Origin of the sequence: Flavobacterium sp. SLB02 (assembly GCF_009664855.1) — a bacterium.
Lineage (GTDB): Bacteria > Bacteroidota > Bacteroidia > Flavobacteriales > Flavobacteriaceae > Flavobacterium.
The window spans coordinates 6,073,353-6,090,179 of sequence record NZ_CP045928.1 but is presented as its reverse complement, the minus strand read 5'-3'; the positions used below and the strand labels follow the sequence as shown (position 1 = coordinate 6,090,179).

Genomic DNA, 16,827 nt, shown 5'->3' with positions numbered 1-16,827 from the left:
TTGTGTTTTTATATTAAAGATTAAGATTATATGCTAATTTTAAAAAGTACGAACGTCCGTAAGCAAGCATTACATCTCCTGACGAAGCGTGAACAGCATTTTGATTTGTTCCTGATTGAATCACATTTGTTACATCCAGTATATTTCTGGCCCCTATTGTAACTTCAAACTGATCTTTGAAAAAGTTTTTTCGGATAGAAACATCAAGCCAGTTACTAGGGTCAATTGTAGATAAAATATATGATGAAGAACCTTCAACAAATTGTTGTGTTCGCCCATTATATTTATAATAACCTGACACAATAGTTTTCCATTTCGGAATCATATAAGAAGCACTGGCATTTAAGTTGAACGAATAAAGAAATTTATCGTCTGAAGTAAATACCTGATTTTTTATTTCCTGAGAAATCCCAACTATTGCAGCACCAAAATTAACCGTTAGATTATCTTTTTTGAATTGGTTCATTGTTGAGAAATTCCACATTCTGTATTTGCTGATATTCACATATTGATATTCCGGATTTCCTGTATCGGGATTAAATCGTGAAAGTGCCATGTCTATTCTATCATTAACATCTAAGTAACTTCCTGAGAATGTATTTGAAAGTTGCGCCCCAGAAGAAAAAGTAGTCGATTTTTTAAGACTGGCTTCATAAGAAGTACTTGTTTCAGGAATAAGATTTTCATTTCCAACGAAAAAGTGTCCATCAAAAATTTGTTTTGAGTATAATTCCTCAAAAGTTGGTGTTCTAAAAGAGTTCCCATAAGAACCTCGAAGTTCAACTCCCTTATCAAATAAATATCTTAACCCAAGCGATGAAGCATATTGATTATCGAACTGAGATTGAGCAGAAAATCTAATTCCTGGTCGGATCGAAAATCTATCACTTGCCATAATTTCTGAAGCAGCAAAGAAATCGTAATTTTCAAGCGTTTTACGAACAGGTGCCATAATATTACTTGCTTCCTGAACTAGCGAATAGCCACGATTATTTACAAACTCATAACCTAATTGCAAATCGACCGTTTTACTTGAAAAAAAGTTATTCAGGGTTCCTGTAGAATAAAGTACTTCCATCGACTGATCTTTTACAATAACATTGTTTGCTTCATTTTTAGTAAACAAATAATATCTGAAACTTTCGATATCACGTGCTTGTCTCTGATGAGAAAGTGAAACATTATAGTTTAATTGAGAAAACAACTTACCGGTAGCATTTAAATTATGAAAATATCTGTTTGTTAAATATCTTTTATCATCTGCATAACGATACGATCCTAAAGTAGTATTAAAACCAGATTGCACGGTACTATTATAATAATCTACATTTTCATCTAAGTATTCGAACTTATAGAAAAAGCGAAAATTATCTTTGTGGTATGCAATTAATGCTGTTGCATTTAACTGATCTTTTGGCAACCATCGGTAACCACGCGTACCGTCATTTTCAATATAATCAGGTCCATTTTTATCGCTTAGAAACCCTTGAAAATCATTTCGGCTTGCGCCAAGTGAAACAAACCAATTCTTATTAAATGTATGAGAAACTTTTAAAGACTGAATATGGCGTCCCTGATCAAAAAGTGAATATTCTTTGCTTACTGTTTCTTCCTGAACTGATGCTGTAATGCCCCATTTATATTGCGAAGATTTTTTTGTAATTATATTCAAGACACCACTTACAGCGTTTGCTCCGTAACTAACTCCCATCGAACCCTCGACAATTTCAATATGATCAACATCATTAAGGTTTATCTGTGATAGATCAATATTATTTCCCAAACCTGCTTCATTAATTAAAGGAACATTATCAACCAGAATTTTAAAATATTGCGCATCTAATCCAAATAATGAAACTGTAGATCGCCCACTTGTTCCGCTGGGTCTAACTGTAATATTTAAATATTGATTTAAAACATCTGATAAATTATTTGCTGCTAAATTTTGAATATCCTGATTTGAAATCACACGAACATTAAAAACCGATTTCTTAATTGACTGTGGTTCAAACTGTCCAGTAACAACCACTTCAGAAAGTTTATTTACAGCTGTTGTATCCTTTTGTTGTGCAAAAGAAATTTGACAAAAAAGGAAAGCTGTAAAAAGGGTAAATTTTATTTTCATTATTTTTATTCAGTCTTAATAATGGGACAAATATATAAACTATTTTTATTTGTTCTAAATAAATTTATATATTTGCGAAAATTAAAAACAAAAAAATAAGTTATGATTTCAAAAAGCCTCTTCTTTTCAGCCGTTATGGCTTTGACTTGTAGCCTTGGTTTCAGTCAGGATAAAAAACAACAAGACATTAAATCAATCAAATCTATGTGCGGTTGTTATGAAGTGAAATTTAATTTTACAGAAACTTTTCAATATCCTAAAGATTCTCTTACTTACAAGCCTTCAGAAACGAAACATGAATCTGCTTTAGAATGGGTAGAGCTATTAGAAGACACTCCTAATAAAATTGTAATGCAACATTTATTGATAGTAAGTGACGATATGATCATCAAACACTGGAGACAAGATTGGCTATATGAAAACACTGATTTATACTCGTTTGACAAAGGAACTTCCTGGAAATATAAAAAACTGGACAAAAAAGCCGTAAAAGGACAATGGACTCAAAAAGTATATCAGGTAGATGATAGTCCGAGATATGAGGGATCATCAACTTGGGTACATGTAGACGGACAAGATTATTGGAAAAACGTTGCTGATGCTCCTCTACCTAGAAGAGAGCAAACAAAACGTAATGACTACAATGTATTGAAAAGAAGAAACATTCACGAAATTACTGCTACTGGATGGAACCACGAGCAAGATAATGACAAATTGATTCGCGATGCGAGCGGAAAAGATGTTTTGTTAGCGCAGGAAAAAGGTATGGATGTTTACACTAAAGTAGCAGACATTAAATGTATCGCCGGACAAAAATGGTGGAAGGAAAATAATGCGCTTTGGAAAAATGTTCGTGACAAATGGCAAACGCTTTTTGACAGACATAAAGACTTAAACCTTGAAGCTAAGGTAGACAGAAAAGCGCTTTACTCTCTGTTGTTCGATTTGAAACCAACTGCTACAAAAGCAGAAACAGATGCTATTATCGACAAATTTGTAAAATAAAATATTTGTGTTAGTTATAAAAAAGCCGATAGTTTTAGGACTATCGGCTTTTTTTTGCAATAAACCTTATTACATTCTTTCAGGAACTTCTATTCCTAATAATGTAAATGCTGATTTTATAACTTCGGCTACTTTCTGCGAAAGCTGCACTCTGAATATCTTTTTAGTCAAATCTACTTCTCCTAATATATGTACTGACTGATAGAATGAATTGTATTCTTTTACCAAATCATAAGTATAATTTGCAATTAATGCAGGGCTGTGATTTTGAGCTGCATTCTGAATTACTTCAGGGAAAACTTCGATTTGTTTTACCAATTCTTTTTCTTTTTCGTGCAATTCTTCGGTATGGGTTGTGGCAGAAAAATCAAAATCGGCTTTACGGATTATCGATTGAATTCTGGCATATGTGTACTGAATAAACGGACCTGTATTTCCGGCAAAATCAACAGATTCTTCAGGATTAAACAAAATACGTTTTTTAGGATCTACCTTTAAGATGTAATATTTTAAAGCACCAAGACCAATTGTTTTGTACAATCTCGCTTTTTCTTCAGCAGAATAACTGTCTAATTTCCCTAAATCTTCAGAAATTTGTTGTGCTGTATCGGTCATATCCTGCATCAAATCATCAGCATCTACAACAGTTCCTTCACGGCTTTTCATTTTTCCTGATGGTAAATCAACCATTCCGTATGATAAATGATATAAACTTGAAGCCCAATCAAAACCTAACTTTTTAAGAATTAAGAATAAAACTTTAAAGTGATAATCCTGTTCGTTACCAACGGTATAAACCATTCCGCCAACATCCGGCATATCCTTTACACGCTGAATCGCTGTACCAATATCTTGTGTCATATAAACCGCGGTTCCGTCAGAACGCAAAACAATTTTACGATCCAGACCTTCATCTGTTAAATCAATCCAAACAGAACCGTCAGGATCTTTTTCGAAAACGCCTTTATCAAGACCTACCTGAACGACATCTTTTCCTAATAAATAGGTATTACTTTCGTAATAATATTTATCAAAATTAACTCCAAGATTGGTGTACGTTGTTGCAAAACCATCATAAACCCATTGGTTCATCATTTTCCAAAGGGAAATTACAGCATCGTCTCCAGATTCCCATTTTTTAAGCATTTCCTGTGCTTCAATAATAATGGGAGCTTGTTTTTTAGCTTCCTCTTCGGTTTTACCGGTTTCTACTAATTGTGAAATTTCTGCTTTATACGCTTTATCAAACTCCACATAATATTTACCTACTAACTTATCTCCTTTTAAGTTTGAACTTTCAGGAGTTTCACCATTTCCAAATTTCTGCCATGCGAGCATCGATTTACAAATATGAATTCCACGGTCGTTTATGATTTGAGTCTTATATACTTTTTTACCTGAAGCTTTAATGATTTCGGCTACAGAATATCCTAACAAATTGTTACGAACGTGACCTAAGTGTAAAGGTTTATTCGTATTTGGCGAAGAATATTCGACCATAATAGCTTTGTCCTCCGGACTTGGAGTTACATATCCAAATTTGTGATTGTCTCTTATTTCATTAAAGAAATTCAAATAATAACTATCGGCAATTACAATATTCAAAAAGCCCGAAACAACGTTAAAACGTGATACTTCAGGAAGATTTTCGACTAAATAATTCCCTATTTTATTTCCTAATTCTACCGGGTTGCTTTTGATCACTTTTAGTAAAGGAAAAATTACCATTGTAATATCGCCCTCAAACTCTTTTCTGGTAGTTTGAAATTCGATTTTATCAACAGTAACATCAAATAATGCTTGTATTGCTTTTTGTATAGAAGGAGTAAGAATTTGTGATAATGACATGTAAACTTATTTTTAAAGTGAGCAAAGATACTGCTTATTCATCAATTACAGAAAATGAAAAACATATAAAATAGAACAAAACACTTAGAACTTCTTAAAAAGCTTTTTATTCTGATTGTTAAAATTATCAAAAAATTAAAATGCTAATCTATTAAAAAACAGGGCATCTTAAAAAAAACAAAATGTTTTTTAATTTTTCCTGTAACATATCGATGATAAAAGAGTCTTAATAGGGACTTTGAATTCGTTTGAAGCAAAAAAAAATCTAAACAAAAACAAAAAACAAATCATCATCATCAATCAAATCAAAATAATCACGACAACATTATGAAATTAAAATTCTTTCTGTTTGCATTACTGGGGGTAATTGCAACAACACAAGCCCAGAACACGGGAACAGTGTCCGGGAAAATTACCGAAAAATCGAATAATGCGCCTATTTCTTACGCCACAGTCTCAATCAAAGATAACGGAAAAGTAGTTACAGGAGTAAATACAGATGATAATGGAAGCTTTTCGATTAAAAATTTGGCTTTAAAAAGTTATACTATCGAGATTCAGTACATTGGATTTAGAAAATACGTTGGGTCAGTAATTTTTAGCGACAGTAAAAAATCAGCCACAATTAATGCTGCTCTTGAAGAAGAAGCAACGCAACTTAAAGGTGTAAATATTGTAAGCGATCGTTCGACAATAGAACAAAAAATTGACCGAAAAGTAATTACTGTCGGAAAAGATTTAACAACTGCCGGAGCTTCTGCATCTGATATTATGAACAACATTCCATCTGTAAACGTGGATCAGGATGGAAAACTTTCACTTCGTGGAAACGATAATGTTCGTGTATTAATTGACGGCAGACCATCAAATATTGATCCTGCTCAATTATTAAAACAAATTCCATCAACTTCGATCAAAAAAATTGAGTTAATCACTAATCCAAGTGCGAAGTACAATCCGGAAGGAATGTCTGGAATCATTAATATCGTTTTGCATAAAAATGCCAATACTGGTTTTAACGGAAGTTACAGCGGTGGAATCACGTTTGGAGAAACGGCTAAATACAACCAGTCTTTGAACCTGAATTATAAAACCGGAAAAGTAAATTTCTTTGGAAACGTAGGTCAGAATTTTGGAACTTATTTTAATGAGGGCTATATTAAAAGATTAGATCAGGACATTACTCAAAATTTAGATATTAAGAATGACAATGATTCTTACTTGTATAAAATTGGAATGGATTATTTAATCGATGATCATAACACTTTATCATTTTATACCAACCAAAACAAATCTAACGGAAAAGGATTTGTAGACACAAACATTGATTACAACAATGTAGCTGATTCTGATTTATTGAATGTTTTTCAAAAATCTAAATATACTGGTCCGGATCAGGTTGGAACTTACAACTTAGCATACAAACACATCTTTAAAAAAGAAGGTCATACTTTAGATTTTGAAGGAAACTATAGCGATAACAAAGAAACACAATATGCTTCATTTGATACTCAGTCAACAAAACTTGACAATACTAAAAATAGCGTAATTTATGATGACTACATTAGAGGTACTCGTAAATTAAGTACTTTAAACGTTGATTATGTAAATCCGTTAAACGAGAAAACTACTCTTGAAGCAGGTGCCGAAGCCAGAATTACTAAAACGGATAACGATTATACTACAGGAAACCCATTAGCTGAAATTCCGGTTTCTAATTATACTTACGACACTGATATTTATTCGGCTTATGTAACTTTTGGACAGAAATTTAAAAAATTCAGTTACCAGTTAGGAGCTCGTTTTGAAAGCTATAAAGTAGCTGCAAATTTAAATCACGGTCTTGAAAAATTTGATGATGATTATATTACTTTATATCCATCAGCTTATTTCACTTATAATTTGAATGAGAAAAACACTTTACAATTTAGCTATAGCCGTCGTGTAGACCGTCCTAGTTTAGAACAGACAAAACCTATTCGTGAGTTTTCTACTCCTTTAGTAACTTCATTAGGAAATCCTGAATTGAGACCTCAATTTACCAACTCAGTAGAAGTAAATTACACTAAAACTTTCGAAAAAGGAAGTTTTACAACAGGAGTATTTTACAGAAGCATCAATGACCAAATTAGCAGAATTTTATACCCGGATGACACAGATCCAAGTGGTAACAAACAAATCATGACTTTTACCAATTATGATCATAATACTTCTTATGGTTTCGAAGTTTCTTTCAATTATAAGATAACAAAATGGTGGGACATCTCTCCATCTATTGATTTCTCAAGTATTAACCAACAAGGAGTTGTGTTTTTATATGATCCGGCAACAAAACTCAGCAATCCAATTGAAAGAAAAGTTACGGTTGCTGCTTTCAACGGTCGTATGAACTCAAACTTTAAAGTAAACAAACGTTTAAGCTTCTTATTATTCGGATTTTACAGAGGTGCTGTTGATGGATTGCAAAATAATAGCCATGAAATGTACAAAATGGACATAGGTTCGCGTTATACATTGTTAGACAACAAGATGAACATTAGTTTACGTTTTAATGACGTCTTTAATACAATGAAATATGCTTTTGATACGATGTATCCTTATCCTCAGAAAGGACAATTTACATGGGAAAGCCAAACCGTTTATTTAGGATTAACCTATAATTTTGGTGGAGCAAAAATCAAAAATCTTGAGCGTAAACAAAGAGAAGACAACACTAATAAAGGTGGTGGCGGAATGTTTTAATCCCACTTTTACTAGTAGATTTTAATAGTTCTTGTAGAAAAGAAAAGCCTGGAGTTTGCCAACTTCAGGCTTTTCTTATTTTGTGTAAAAAATTCCGCAATTCCTTTATCTCTTCGGGATTTCCTGTTTGGCTATTATCTGTTATGGCTGACGAATGGTAAAAAGTAGGTTCTAATTTTTCCTGTAATAATTTAATATTCGAAGATCGTAGGCCTCCTCCGGGCATAATCTCGATTCGGTCTTTGGCAAGTTTCTGAATCATTTCTAAATCATCAATTCCTTCCTCTACATTTTTTCCGCGTCCAGAGGTTAGGATTGTTTGAAAACCGCAATCAATAACATCTTCAAGAGCCTGTCCTATCGAATTAACACTATCGAAAGCACGATGAAAAGTACAGGAAAGCGGACTGGCCAAATTGACTAATTCCTGATTTTGTTTTTTATTGACACTTCCCTCAGGATTTAAGATCCCAAAAACAAAACCATCAACACCCAATTTTTTCAGGTGTTTTATATCTTGCTTCATTTCTGTAAATTCTTCATCAGTATATACAAAATCCCCTCCGCGAGGTCTTATGATGACATGCATTTTAATTGATAATTTTTCACGAACTCTTACCGCCAAAACAGCATTAGGTGTTGTTCCGCCAAGTTGCATGTTTTCGCATAACTCAATTCTGTCTGCACCACTTTGCTCTGCAATCAGTGCCGATTCGTAATTGAAACACGCTATTTCCAGTTGATTTTTTTTCATTTTGATTAAAATAATTTTCTAATGAGACCTAACAGGTTTTAAAAACCTATTAGATCTTAATTTGCAATTTATAAAAAAAACCTGCTCCAAAAAAGAGCAGGTTTTAAAATATAATGCAAGATGAATTAATTTACCATTTAATAATAGCACTTGCCCAGGTAAAACCACTACCAAAAGCAGCCAAAACAACTGTATCTCCCGATTTGATTTTTCCTTGTTCCCAAGCTTCTGTCAAAGCAATCGGAATTGAGGCTGCGGTTGTATTACCGTATTTCTGGATATTGTTATGAACCTGATCATCCGTTAGTTTGAATTTGTTTTGAATAAATTGTGAAATTCTCAAATTCGCCTGATGCGGAATCAACATGTCAATATCAGAAACTTGCAAACCGTTTGCTTCTAAACCTTCATTGATTACCTCTGCAAAACGAACTACTGCATTTTTAAATACAAATTGCCCGTTCATGTATGGGTAATAACTTTCGTCATTTGGGTCGTTATCTGCTAGAATATCCGTTACCCAACGCGCTCCCATTCCTGGCGCCTGCAAAGCTAATTCCTCTGCATGTTGTCCTTCTGAATGTAAGTGAGTAGATAAAATTCCTTTTGTCAAATCTTCTTCACGGCTTAAAACCGCTGCTCCTGCACCATCTCCAAAAATCACCGAAACTCCACGTCCGCGGGTTGTCATATCTAATCCTGTAGAATGTACCTCAGAACCAATTACCAAAATATTTTTATACATTCCGGTTTTAATATACTGATCTGCGACAGAAATAGCATACACAAATCCCGAACATTGATTTCTAACATCTAATGCTCCAACTGTTCTTAATCCTAAATCGCGTTGTACTAAAACCCCAGGTCCTGGAAAATAGTAATCCGGACTTAATGTAGCAAAAACCACAAAATCAATATCTTCTTTGGCTACGCCAGAACGTTCTATAGCAATTTTAGCTGCTTTTACTCCCATTGTTGTTGTGGTATCTTCTCCACGAATAATATGTCTTCGTTCCTGAATTCCCGTACGCTCCTGAATCCACTCATCATTGGTATCAATAATCTTAGACAAATCGTCGTTGGTTACAACATTTGAAGGAACATAATATCCTAAGCCCGCTATTTTTGAATGATACATCTTATTTTATTATTTGTTAAAAATTTGGATTGCAAATTTAAGTATACTTTAAATCATTAGCGTACAAATTAGTGTTTTTTTCGTAATTGACAATTTAATATACTTTAATTATATATTCAATTAAGACTATTTACATTTTGAAAAATCAGTTTTTATCGCAAAATGATGAAAAGTATGAAAAATAACGTTTAAAATGTAACAAGATTGAATTACTTTAGTCAAACATAACGAATACCATTTTTAAACTTCTAAAATTCAAATTATGAAATTAAAGGTTACACTCCTATTATTTCTTAACGTCGGCTTTTTTGCCTTTGCTCAGGAAAATTTAACCTATCAAAAACCTTCTAAATCGATATTAGATTTAGCCGATTACGAAAAAGCTCCAACAGTATCTATGGACACTAAAAAGGAGAACATGTTACTAATGTATAGAAACACATATAAAACATTAGACGATTTAAACCAGGAAGAACTTCGTTTAGGCGGCCTTAGAATAAATCCGGTAACTAACATATCGAGTACAGTAACTTACATTATCAATCTTAAATTAAGAAAGATTAGCGGGAAGAACGAAATACAGGTAGCAGGTTTACCTGACAATCCAAAAATAAGCAACATTTCATGGTCACCAAATGATAAGAAAATTTTGTTCTCGCATACTACAAATTCAGGTGTAGAACTTTGGGTTATAGATGTAGCAACTGCAAAAGCAACAAAACTTACTGATGCCACTGTAAATGCAAACCTAGGCAATCCGTTTAGCTGGTTTTTAGACAATGAAACTATCCTTGTAAAAATGCTTCCTAAAAACAGAAAGCCTTTATTGGATTCTAAAAAAGATTTACCAACAGGTCCAATCATTTCGAGCACATCAGGAGCAAAATCGCAAAACAGAACCTATCCTGACATGTTGAAAAACCAAAATGACGAAATTAATTTTGAGAACATCATTACATCAGAATTGTACAAAGTAAACCTTAACGGAACTGCTACTTTATTTAAAGAAGCAGCGATGTATGCAGGAGAAAGAATTTCGCCAGATGGTAATTTTATTATGATAACTACAATCCAAAAACCATTTTCATACGTAGTTCCATTAAACAGATTCCCATCTAAAACAATTGTTTATGATGCAAGAGGAAAAGAAACTAAAATCGTTAATGAAGTTCCTTTAAACGAAGTAATCCCAAAAGGTTTTATGGCAGTTAGAAAAGGAAAAAGAGAAATGACCTGGAGAAATGACAAACCAGCGACATTATCTTATGTTGTAGCTTTAGACGAAGGAGATCCAGCTAATAAAGTTGATTTTAGAGATGAAGTTTTTTTATGGGAAGCTCCTTTTACAAACAATGCAACAACTTTGGTAAAAGTACCTCAACGTTACAATGACATTATTTGGGGTAATGACAATACTGCTTTTCTTACTGACGAATGGTACGACACGCGTAATACAAAAACGTATTTAATTAATCCGTCAAACCCGGCTCAGCAACCAAAAGCAATTACAGATCGAAACCAACAAGATGTTTACTCAGATCCGGGAGTTTTTGAAACTAAAAAGAATGAATACAATAAATATGTTTTAGCCATCGAAAAAGACAATGCATACCGTATTGGTGAAGGATATACAAAAGAGGGACAATTTCCTTTTATTGATGAATTCAATTTAAAAACACTACAGGCAAAACGTGTATATACTTCGACCTATAAAGATAAAAAAGAAGATTTATTAGAAATTGAAGATTTAAAATCAGGTAAAGTTTTAGTTCAGATTCAGTCTAAAAGCGAGTATCCTAATTATTACTTCAGAAATATTAAAAAACAAAATAGCCTGACGCCTATTACTTCTTTCCAAAATCCGTTTGAAAGTATTAAAAACGTGAGCAAAGAAGTAATCAAATACAAACGTAAAGATGGTGTTGAACTTTCGGGAACTTTATATTTGCCTGCAGGTTATGATAAAGCAAAAAAAGAGAAATTACCTTTGTTAATCTGGGCATACCCGGCTGAATACAAAGACAAAAACAGCGCTGGACAATCGACTCAAAACTCAAACGAATTTACGTTTCCTTATTACGGATCTTTCGTTTATTGGGTAACCAAAGGATATGTGGTTCTTGACGATGCCGCTTTCCCGATTATTGGTGAAGGAACGACAGAGCCTAATGACAATTTTATACCGCAACTGGTAGCTAATGCCGAAGCTGCAATTGATGCCGTTGATGCTTTAGGGTATATCAATCGTAAAAAAGTAGCTGTTGGAGGACATTCTTATGGAGCTTTTATGACTGCAAACTTACTTACACATTCAAATCTTTTTGCCTGCGGAATTGCCCGAAGCGGAGCTTACAACAGAACCTTAACTCCATTTGGTTTTCAGAGCGAACAGCGTAATTACTGGGAAGCTCCTGAGGTTTACACTGCAATGTCTCCTTTTATGAATGCAGATAAAATGAAAACACCACTTTTATTAGTTCACGGTGAAGCGGATAATAATCCAGGGACTTTTACTTTGCAGACAGAACGTTATTATCAAGCTCTAAAAGGTTTGGGAGCAACTACAAGAATGGTAATTTTACCAAAAGAGGCACATAGTTATGTTGCCAAGGAAAATATCTTACACCTGCTTTGGGAGCAAGATCAGTTTTTAGAAAAATATTTAAAAAACTAGATTTTTCAGAATTAACCATAAAAAAGAAACCCGACAGTTTAATCGCTGTCGGGTTTTTATTTTCACAAAAGATAAAAAATTATCTCATTTTCTAATGGGCAAATTATTTAATTACAGGTAATTTAAACCTAAAAATATTTCCTGTTCAAGAGGCAAATCAATTTCACTTTCAAAAAATATTAATTGTCTTTTATACACTGTTTCAATCAGATAATGATTTCCTCTAAAATAAGTTTTTCTAATTTTTACCGGCAAATTCGATTCGGCAACCATTTTAAACTGATGTGGGTAAACTAAAGTCTTGTGCGTTTGATCTTCATAAGAAAGCAGTAAATGAGTAGGAACTTCATTTACTTCTCCAAAAAGTGATGCTACATATTTAGTTTCAGGATCTTCGTAAATTTTTGCCGGATTATCTTTTACGATAACTTCTCCGTTTCGCATTACAATTGCCTGATCTGCAAACGACAAAGCATCTGTACTATCATGCGTGGCAATAATACAAGTGATTCCTTTTTGTTTTAAATATTTAAATAAATTTCGGCGTAAAGCATTTTTACGAAAAGCATCTATTTGGCTAAAAGGTTCATCAAGTAAAATTACTTCTGGCTCTAAAGCCAAAACTCTTACCAGTGCAACCCTTTGTTGTTGTCCTCCGCTTAAAAACTTCGCTTTTACATTCGAAAATTGCTCCATTTCTACCATTTCTAACAATTCCTGAACACGAAGTTTTTTCATATTCGCAAAACCATTCGAAAGAAACTTACCAACGTTTTCAGCTACAGTTTCAAAAGGAGACAAATCAAAATCCTGAGCCAGATATTTCATATAAGGCATTCCGGGAATCAAGTTGTATTTAGGGCCTAAAATAGGCTTTTCGTTATAAAAAATTTTACCTTCATTTAAATCATATAATCCATATATTAATTTAAGAAGCGTACTTTTTCCGCAGCCGCTTTCACCAATAATAGCAATATTTTCTCCTTTATTAATAGTAAAAGAAACGTTTTTTATAACAGGGTTTTCGGTATACGAAAAAGAGATATTTTGAATGTCCAGCATGGGTTATATTTGAAAGCACAAATTTACAATGTTTAATTTCTAAAGTCAAAAAAAAGCTGCTTCAATTATGAAACAGCTTTTAAGAAATTTTATTGCGTTTGAAACTTATTTTCCAGCTTCTGCTTTTGCATCGTTTACCATTTTATCGTTTGCAGTAATTGAGAATTCTACACGACGGTTTTGTGCTCTTCCTTCTGGGGTATCATTAGTTGCAATAGGATCAGCAATTCCTAAACCTGAAGTTTTGAAACGGCTTGATTTTAATCCTTTTGAAGCCAAATAAGCTTGCACAGAAGCAGCTCTTTGTCCTGAAAGCGTTAAATTGTATTCCGGTTTTCCTGTATTATCAGTATAACCAAAAATTTGAATATCAGTATCTCCATACTCATTAAATACAGGAACTAATTTATCCAAGTTTGCTTTTGCCTGAGTTGTCAAAGTTGACTTGTTAGTGTCAAAACGAACAGAGTTTTCATTTAAAGTTAAATGAATTCCTTCACCTACTCTTTCTACAGAAGCACCTGGCAAAGCCTGATCAATTTCACGAGCTTGTTTGTCCATTTTGTTTCCAATAAGCGCTCCGGTTCCACCACCTACGGCAGCTCCAATTGCAGCACCAAGAGCAGCGTTTCCACCACGTCCTAAATTATTTCCTAAAATACCACCAATAAGTCCACCGGCAACTACTCCAATACCTGCACCTTTTTGTGTGTTATTTGCGTTTTTTACTGAATCACAACTTGTAAAGAAACTTACTAATACAAGTAAACTACTCAAACCTAAAACTGTTATCTTTTTCATATTATATATTTTTAATTTTAATTAGCTCTTTGAAATTGGTAAACAACGTCTTTTACTTGTCCTCCAACATTAATATTATCGATTAACTGAAAAGAAGTTTCAGTCACACTTCCAACTTTTAACAAGTAACCATCTCTTACTTTCTTTGCTTTAATTCCAGCATCAAGAATCTTAAGTACAAACATACCCTGATTATTAATACTCCAAACAATTGGTGAACTAAAACCAGTACAGCTTGGCGCAGTCAATGCCATTGTTCCTTTGTTGTTATTTGAGATAAAGCTCCATGTACTACCAATAAAGCACTTAGAATCAGCAAGATCAAAAGAATTCACTTTGATGTATTCAGAACCAGGATAAGATACATTGGTTAAAACCCAATTTCCTTTAAGAGCGACTTGAGTAGATTTATCAAGTTTAGTCGATAGCGTAGTAGCTTCAGTTGAAGCCGTAGTCGAAGCTGATTTACACGCGAATAACATCGTGGCGATCATGCAAATGAAAATAATTTTCTTCATTTTGTACATTTATTTAAGTTAATACTTACTTATTTAACAATTATTATACCACAAAGATACAATTCATAAGAATATCTTGTGTTCCAGAATCTAATTATTTTCTTTCAAAATTAACACTTACGACATTTTGTCACTTAAAATGCAATTGGTATTCTATTTGAAGAAATGAGAATCATCACATTAAACTAAAAAATTAAAAAAATATGACAACAGGTAAAATTAATGTTTCGGTAGAAAACATCTTTCCCTTAATCAAAAAGTTCTTGTATAGCGATCACGAAATCTTTTTACGTGAGTTAATTTCCAACGGTACAGATGCTACTTTAAAATTAAAACATTTAATAAGTATTGGTGAGGCTAAAGTTGAATATGGAAATCCTTTTATCGAAGTAAAAATCGATAAAGAAGGAAAAAAAATTCACATTATCGACCAGGGTCTTGGTATGACAGCTGATGAAGTAGAGAAATATATTAACCAGGTTGCTTTTTCAGGAGCCGAAGAATTCCTTGACAAGTACAAAGATTCTGCGAAAGATTCTGGAATTATTGGTCATTTTGGTCTTGGATTCTATTCAGCATTTATGGTTGCTGAGAAAGTTGAAATCATCACAAAATCATACAAAGATGAACCAGCTGCACACTGGACTTGTGACGGAAGCCCTGAATTTACTTTAGAGCCGGCTGACAAAATTTCACGTGGTACAGAAATCATCCTGCACATTGCCGAAGATTCTCTTGAATTTTTAGAAGATTCAAAAATCAGCGGATTATTAAACAAATACAACAAGTTTATGCCTATTCCGATTAAATTCGGAACAAGAACAGAAACACTTCCAAAACCGGAAGACGCTCCTGAAGATTACGTAAACGAAACTCTTGAAGTAGACAACATCATCAACAACCCTAATCCGGCATGGACAAAACAGCCAACCGAATTATCTGATGAAGACTATAAAAATTTCTACAGAGAATTGTATCCAATGCAATTTGAGGATCCGTTGTTTCACATTCACTTAAATGTAGACTATCCGTTTAACCTGACAGGAATTTTATACTTCCCTAAGTTAGGATCTGATATGCAAATTCAGAAAGACAAAATTCAATTGTATCAAAACCAGGTTTACGTTACCGATAACGTGGAGGGAATTGTACCTGAATTTTTGACAATGCTAAAAGGGGTTATTGACTCACCGGATATTCCATTGAACGTTTCTCGTTCAGGATTACAGGCAGATGGTGCGGTTAAGAAAATCTCTAACTATATTACCCGTAAAGTAGCCGATAAACTTAAAGCTTTATTTAACGAAAATCGTGCTGATTTTGAAGCTAAATGGAATGATATTAAAATCGTTTTAGAGTACGGAATGCTTTCTGAAGATAAATTCTACGAAAAAGCGGGTGCATTTGTTTTATACCCAACTGTAGATGACACTTACTTTACTCTTGAAGAATTAAAAGAGAAACTAAAAGAAAACCAAACCGATAAAGACGGAAAACTAGTCGTTCTTTATGCAGGAAACAAAGAAGCGCAACACTCTTATATTGAAACAGCGAAAGAAAAAGGATACGAAGTATTGCTTTTAGATTCTCCGATTATCTCACACTTGATTCAAAAAATTGAAGGTGATAACAAAGATGTAACTTTTGTTCGTGTAGATTCTGATCATATTGACAACTTAATCAAAAAAGACGAAAACACGATTTCTAAATTATCTGACGAAGAAAAAGAGACATTAAAAACCTCATTAGAAGCTTATATTCCTAAAGCATACAGTGTACAACTAGAAGCTATGGATAGCCAGGCAGCTCCGTTCATTATTACTCAACCTGAATTTATGCGTAGAATGAAAGAAATGAGTCAGTCTGGTGGCGGTGGAATGTTCGGAATGGGAAATATGCCAGAAATGTACAATTTGGTAGTAAACACCAATTCTGATTTGGCAACCAACATTTTGAATACTGAGGACAAAACACATCAGGAACACTTGGTAAAACAAGCTTTAGACTTAGCTAAATTATCGCAAAACTTATTAAAAGGAGAAGCTTTGACTGCTTTTGTAAAAAGAAGTTTTGAAATGATTAAATAATATTTTTCATAAAACAAACGTTTTAAAATCCTGTAGGCCAAGCTTACAGGATTTTTTTTGTGCCCTCACTTTT

At 33.4% G+C, this 16,827-nt stretch carries 11 protein-coding genes; 4 read left to right on the top strand and 7 right to left on the bottom strand.

The window, feature by feature from the left end; translation table 11 throughout:
- Nucleotides 1-13: 13 nt before the first annotated feature.
- Nucleotides 14-2,125, bottom strand: a complete 2,112-nt coding sequence (locus GIY83_RS23510) for a TonB-dependent siderophore receptor (RefSeq protein WP_208683768.1) — start codon at nt 2,123-2,125, stop codon at nt 14-16.
- 102 nt (nt 2,126-2,227) lie between these two features.
- Between GIY83_RS23510 and GIY83_RS23505 the strand changes: the two genes are divergently transcribed.
- The gene (locus tag GIY83_RS23505) at nt 2,228-3,130 is read left to right on the top strand and encodes a DUF6607 family protein (protein ID WP_208683766.1); all 903 of its coding nucleotides are present in this window, start codon (nt 2,228-2,230) and stop codon (nt 3,128-3,130) included.
- A 69-nt stretch (nt 3,131-3,199) separates the two neighbouring features.
- On the opposite strand, the gene argS is transcribed toward GIY83_RS23505, so the two are convergent.
- Nucleotides 3,200-4,978, bottom strand: a complete 1,779-nt coding sequence (argS, locus tag GIY83_RS23500; protein ID WP_194616910.1) for an arginine--tRNA ligase — start codon at nt 4,976-4,978, stop codon at nt 3,200-3,202.
- Nucleotides 4,979-5,305: 327 nt separating this feature from the next.
- Here argS and GIY83_RS23495 point away from each other — a divergent pair, with 327 nt between their 5' ends.
- Complete coding sequence (locus tag GIY83_RS23495) at nt 5,306-7,720, top strand: TonB-dependent receptor domain-containing protein (protein WP_208683764.1); 2,415 nt, start codon at nt 5,306-5,308, stop codon at nt 7,718-7,720.
- Between the two features lie 64 nt (nt 7,721-7,784).
- On the opposite strand, the gene GIY83_RS23490 is transcribed toward GIY83_RS23495, so the two are convergent.
- Nucleotides 7,785-8,474 (bottom strand): copper homeostasis protein CutC, encoded by a 690-nt coding sequence (locus GIY83_RS23490; protein ID WP_208683762.1) that lies wholly within the window; start codon nt 8,472-8,474, stop codon nt 7,785-7,787.
- Nucleotides 8,475-8,604: 130 nt separating this feature from the next.
- Nucleotides 8,605-9,612 (bottom strand): 3-oxoacyl-ACP synthase III family protein, encoded by a 1,008-nt coding sequence (locus GIY83_RS23485; protein WP_055093260.1) that lies wholly within the window; start codon nt 9,610-9,612, stop codon nt 8,605-8,607.
- 262 nt (nt 9,613-9,874) lie between these two features.
- On the opposite strand from GIY83_RS23485, the gene GIY83_RS23480 reads away from it, so the two are divergent.
- Nucleotides 9,875-12,286, top strand: coding sequence for a prolyl oligopeptidase family serine peptidase (locus GIY83_RS23480; RefSeq protein WP_208683760.1), 2,412 nt, complete (start codon nt 9,875-9,877; stop codon nt 12,284-12,286).
- Nucleotides 12,287-12,397: 111 nt separating this feature from the next.
- Here GIY83_RS23480 and GIY83_RS23475 read toward each other — a convergent pair whose 3' ends face one another.
- The 3 genes from GIY83_RS23475 to GIY83_RS23465 form a co-directional block, all read right to left on the bottom strand.
- Nucleotides 12,398-13,348, bottom strand: a complete 951-nt coding sequence (locus GIY83_RS23475; protein ID WP_194616914.1) for an ABC transporter ATP-binding protein — start codon at nt 13,346-13,348, stop codon at nt 12,398-12,400.
- 105 nt (nt 13,349-13,453) lie between these two features.
- Nucleotides 13,454-14,149, bottom strand: a complete 696-nt coding sequence (locus GIY83_RS23470; protein WP_194616915.1) for an OmpA family protein — start codon at nt 14,147-14,149, stop codon at nt 13,454-13,456.
- Between the two features lie 17 nt (nt 14,150-14,166).
- A complete protein-coding gene (locus GIY83_RS23465; protein ID WP_208683758.1) occupies nt 14,167-14,667 on the bottom strand; it encodes a lipocalin family protein in 501 nt (166 codons plus the stop codon).
- A gap of 203 nt (nt 14,668-14,870) precedes the next feature.
- On the opposite strand from GIY83_RS23465, the gene htpG reads away from it, so the two are divergent.
- Nucleotides 14,871-16,754, top strand: coding sequence for a molecular chaperone HtpG (htpG, locus tag GIY83_RS23460; protein ID WP_194616917.1), 1,884 nt, complete (start codon nt 14,871-14,873; stop codon nt 16,752-16,754).
- The last annotated feature ends 73 nt before the right edge of the window (nt 16,755-16,827 follow it).

Coding starts and splice junctions, on each gene's coding strand:
- GIY83_RS23495 (WP_208683764.1), top strand. CDS start 5,306: ATGAAATTAAAATTCTTTCTGTTTGCATTACTGGGGGTAATTGCAACA.
- GIY83_RS23465 (WP_208683758.1), bottom strand. CDS start 14,667: ATGAAGAAAATTATTTTCATTTGCATGATCGCCACGATGTTATTCGCG.
- GIY83_RS23490 (WP_208683762.1), bottom strand. CDS start 8,474: ATGAAAAAAAATCAACTGGAAATAGCGTGTTTCAATTACGAATCGGCA.
- GIY83_RS23510 (WP_208683768.1), bottom strand. CDS start 2,125: ATGAAAATAAAATTTACCCTTTTTACAGCTTTCCTTTTTTGTCAAATT.
- GIY83_RS23470 (WP_194616915.1), bottom strand. CDS start 14,149: ATGAAAAAGATAACAGTTTTAGGTTTGAGTAGTTTACTTGTATTAGTA.
- GIY83_RS23505 (WP_208683766.1), top strand. CDS start 2,228: ATGATTTCAAAAAGCCTCTTCTTTTCAGCCGTTATGGCTTTGACTTGT.
- GIY83_RS23480 (WP_208683760.1), top strand. CDS start 9,875: ATGAAATTAAAGGTTACACTCCTATTATTTCTTAACGTCGGCTTTTTT.
- GIY83_RS23475 (WP_194616914.1), bottom strand. CDS start 13,348: ATGCTGGACATTCAAAATATCTCTTTTTCGTATACCGAAAACCCTGTT.
- argS (WP_194616910.1), bottom strand. CDS start 4,978: ATGTCATTATCACAAATTCTTACTCCTTCTATACAAAAAGCAATACAA.
- GIY83_RS23485 (WP_055093260.1), bottom strand. CDS start 9,612: ATGTATCATTCAAAAATAGCGGGCTTAGGATATTATGTTCCTTCAAAT.
- htpG (WP_194616917.1), top strand. CDS start 14,871: ATGACAACAGGTAAAATTAATGTTTCGGTAGAAAACATCTTTCCCTTA.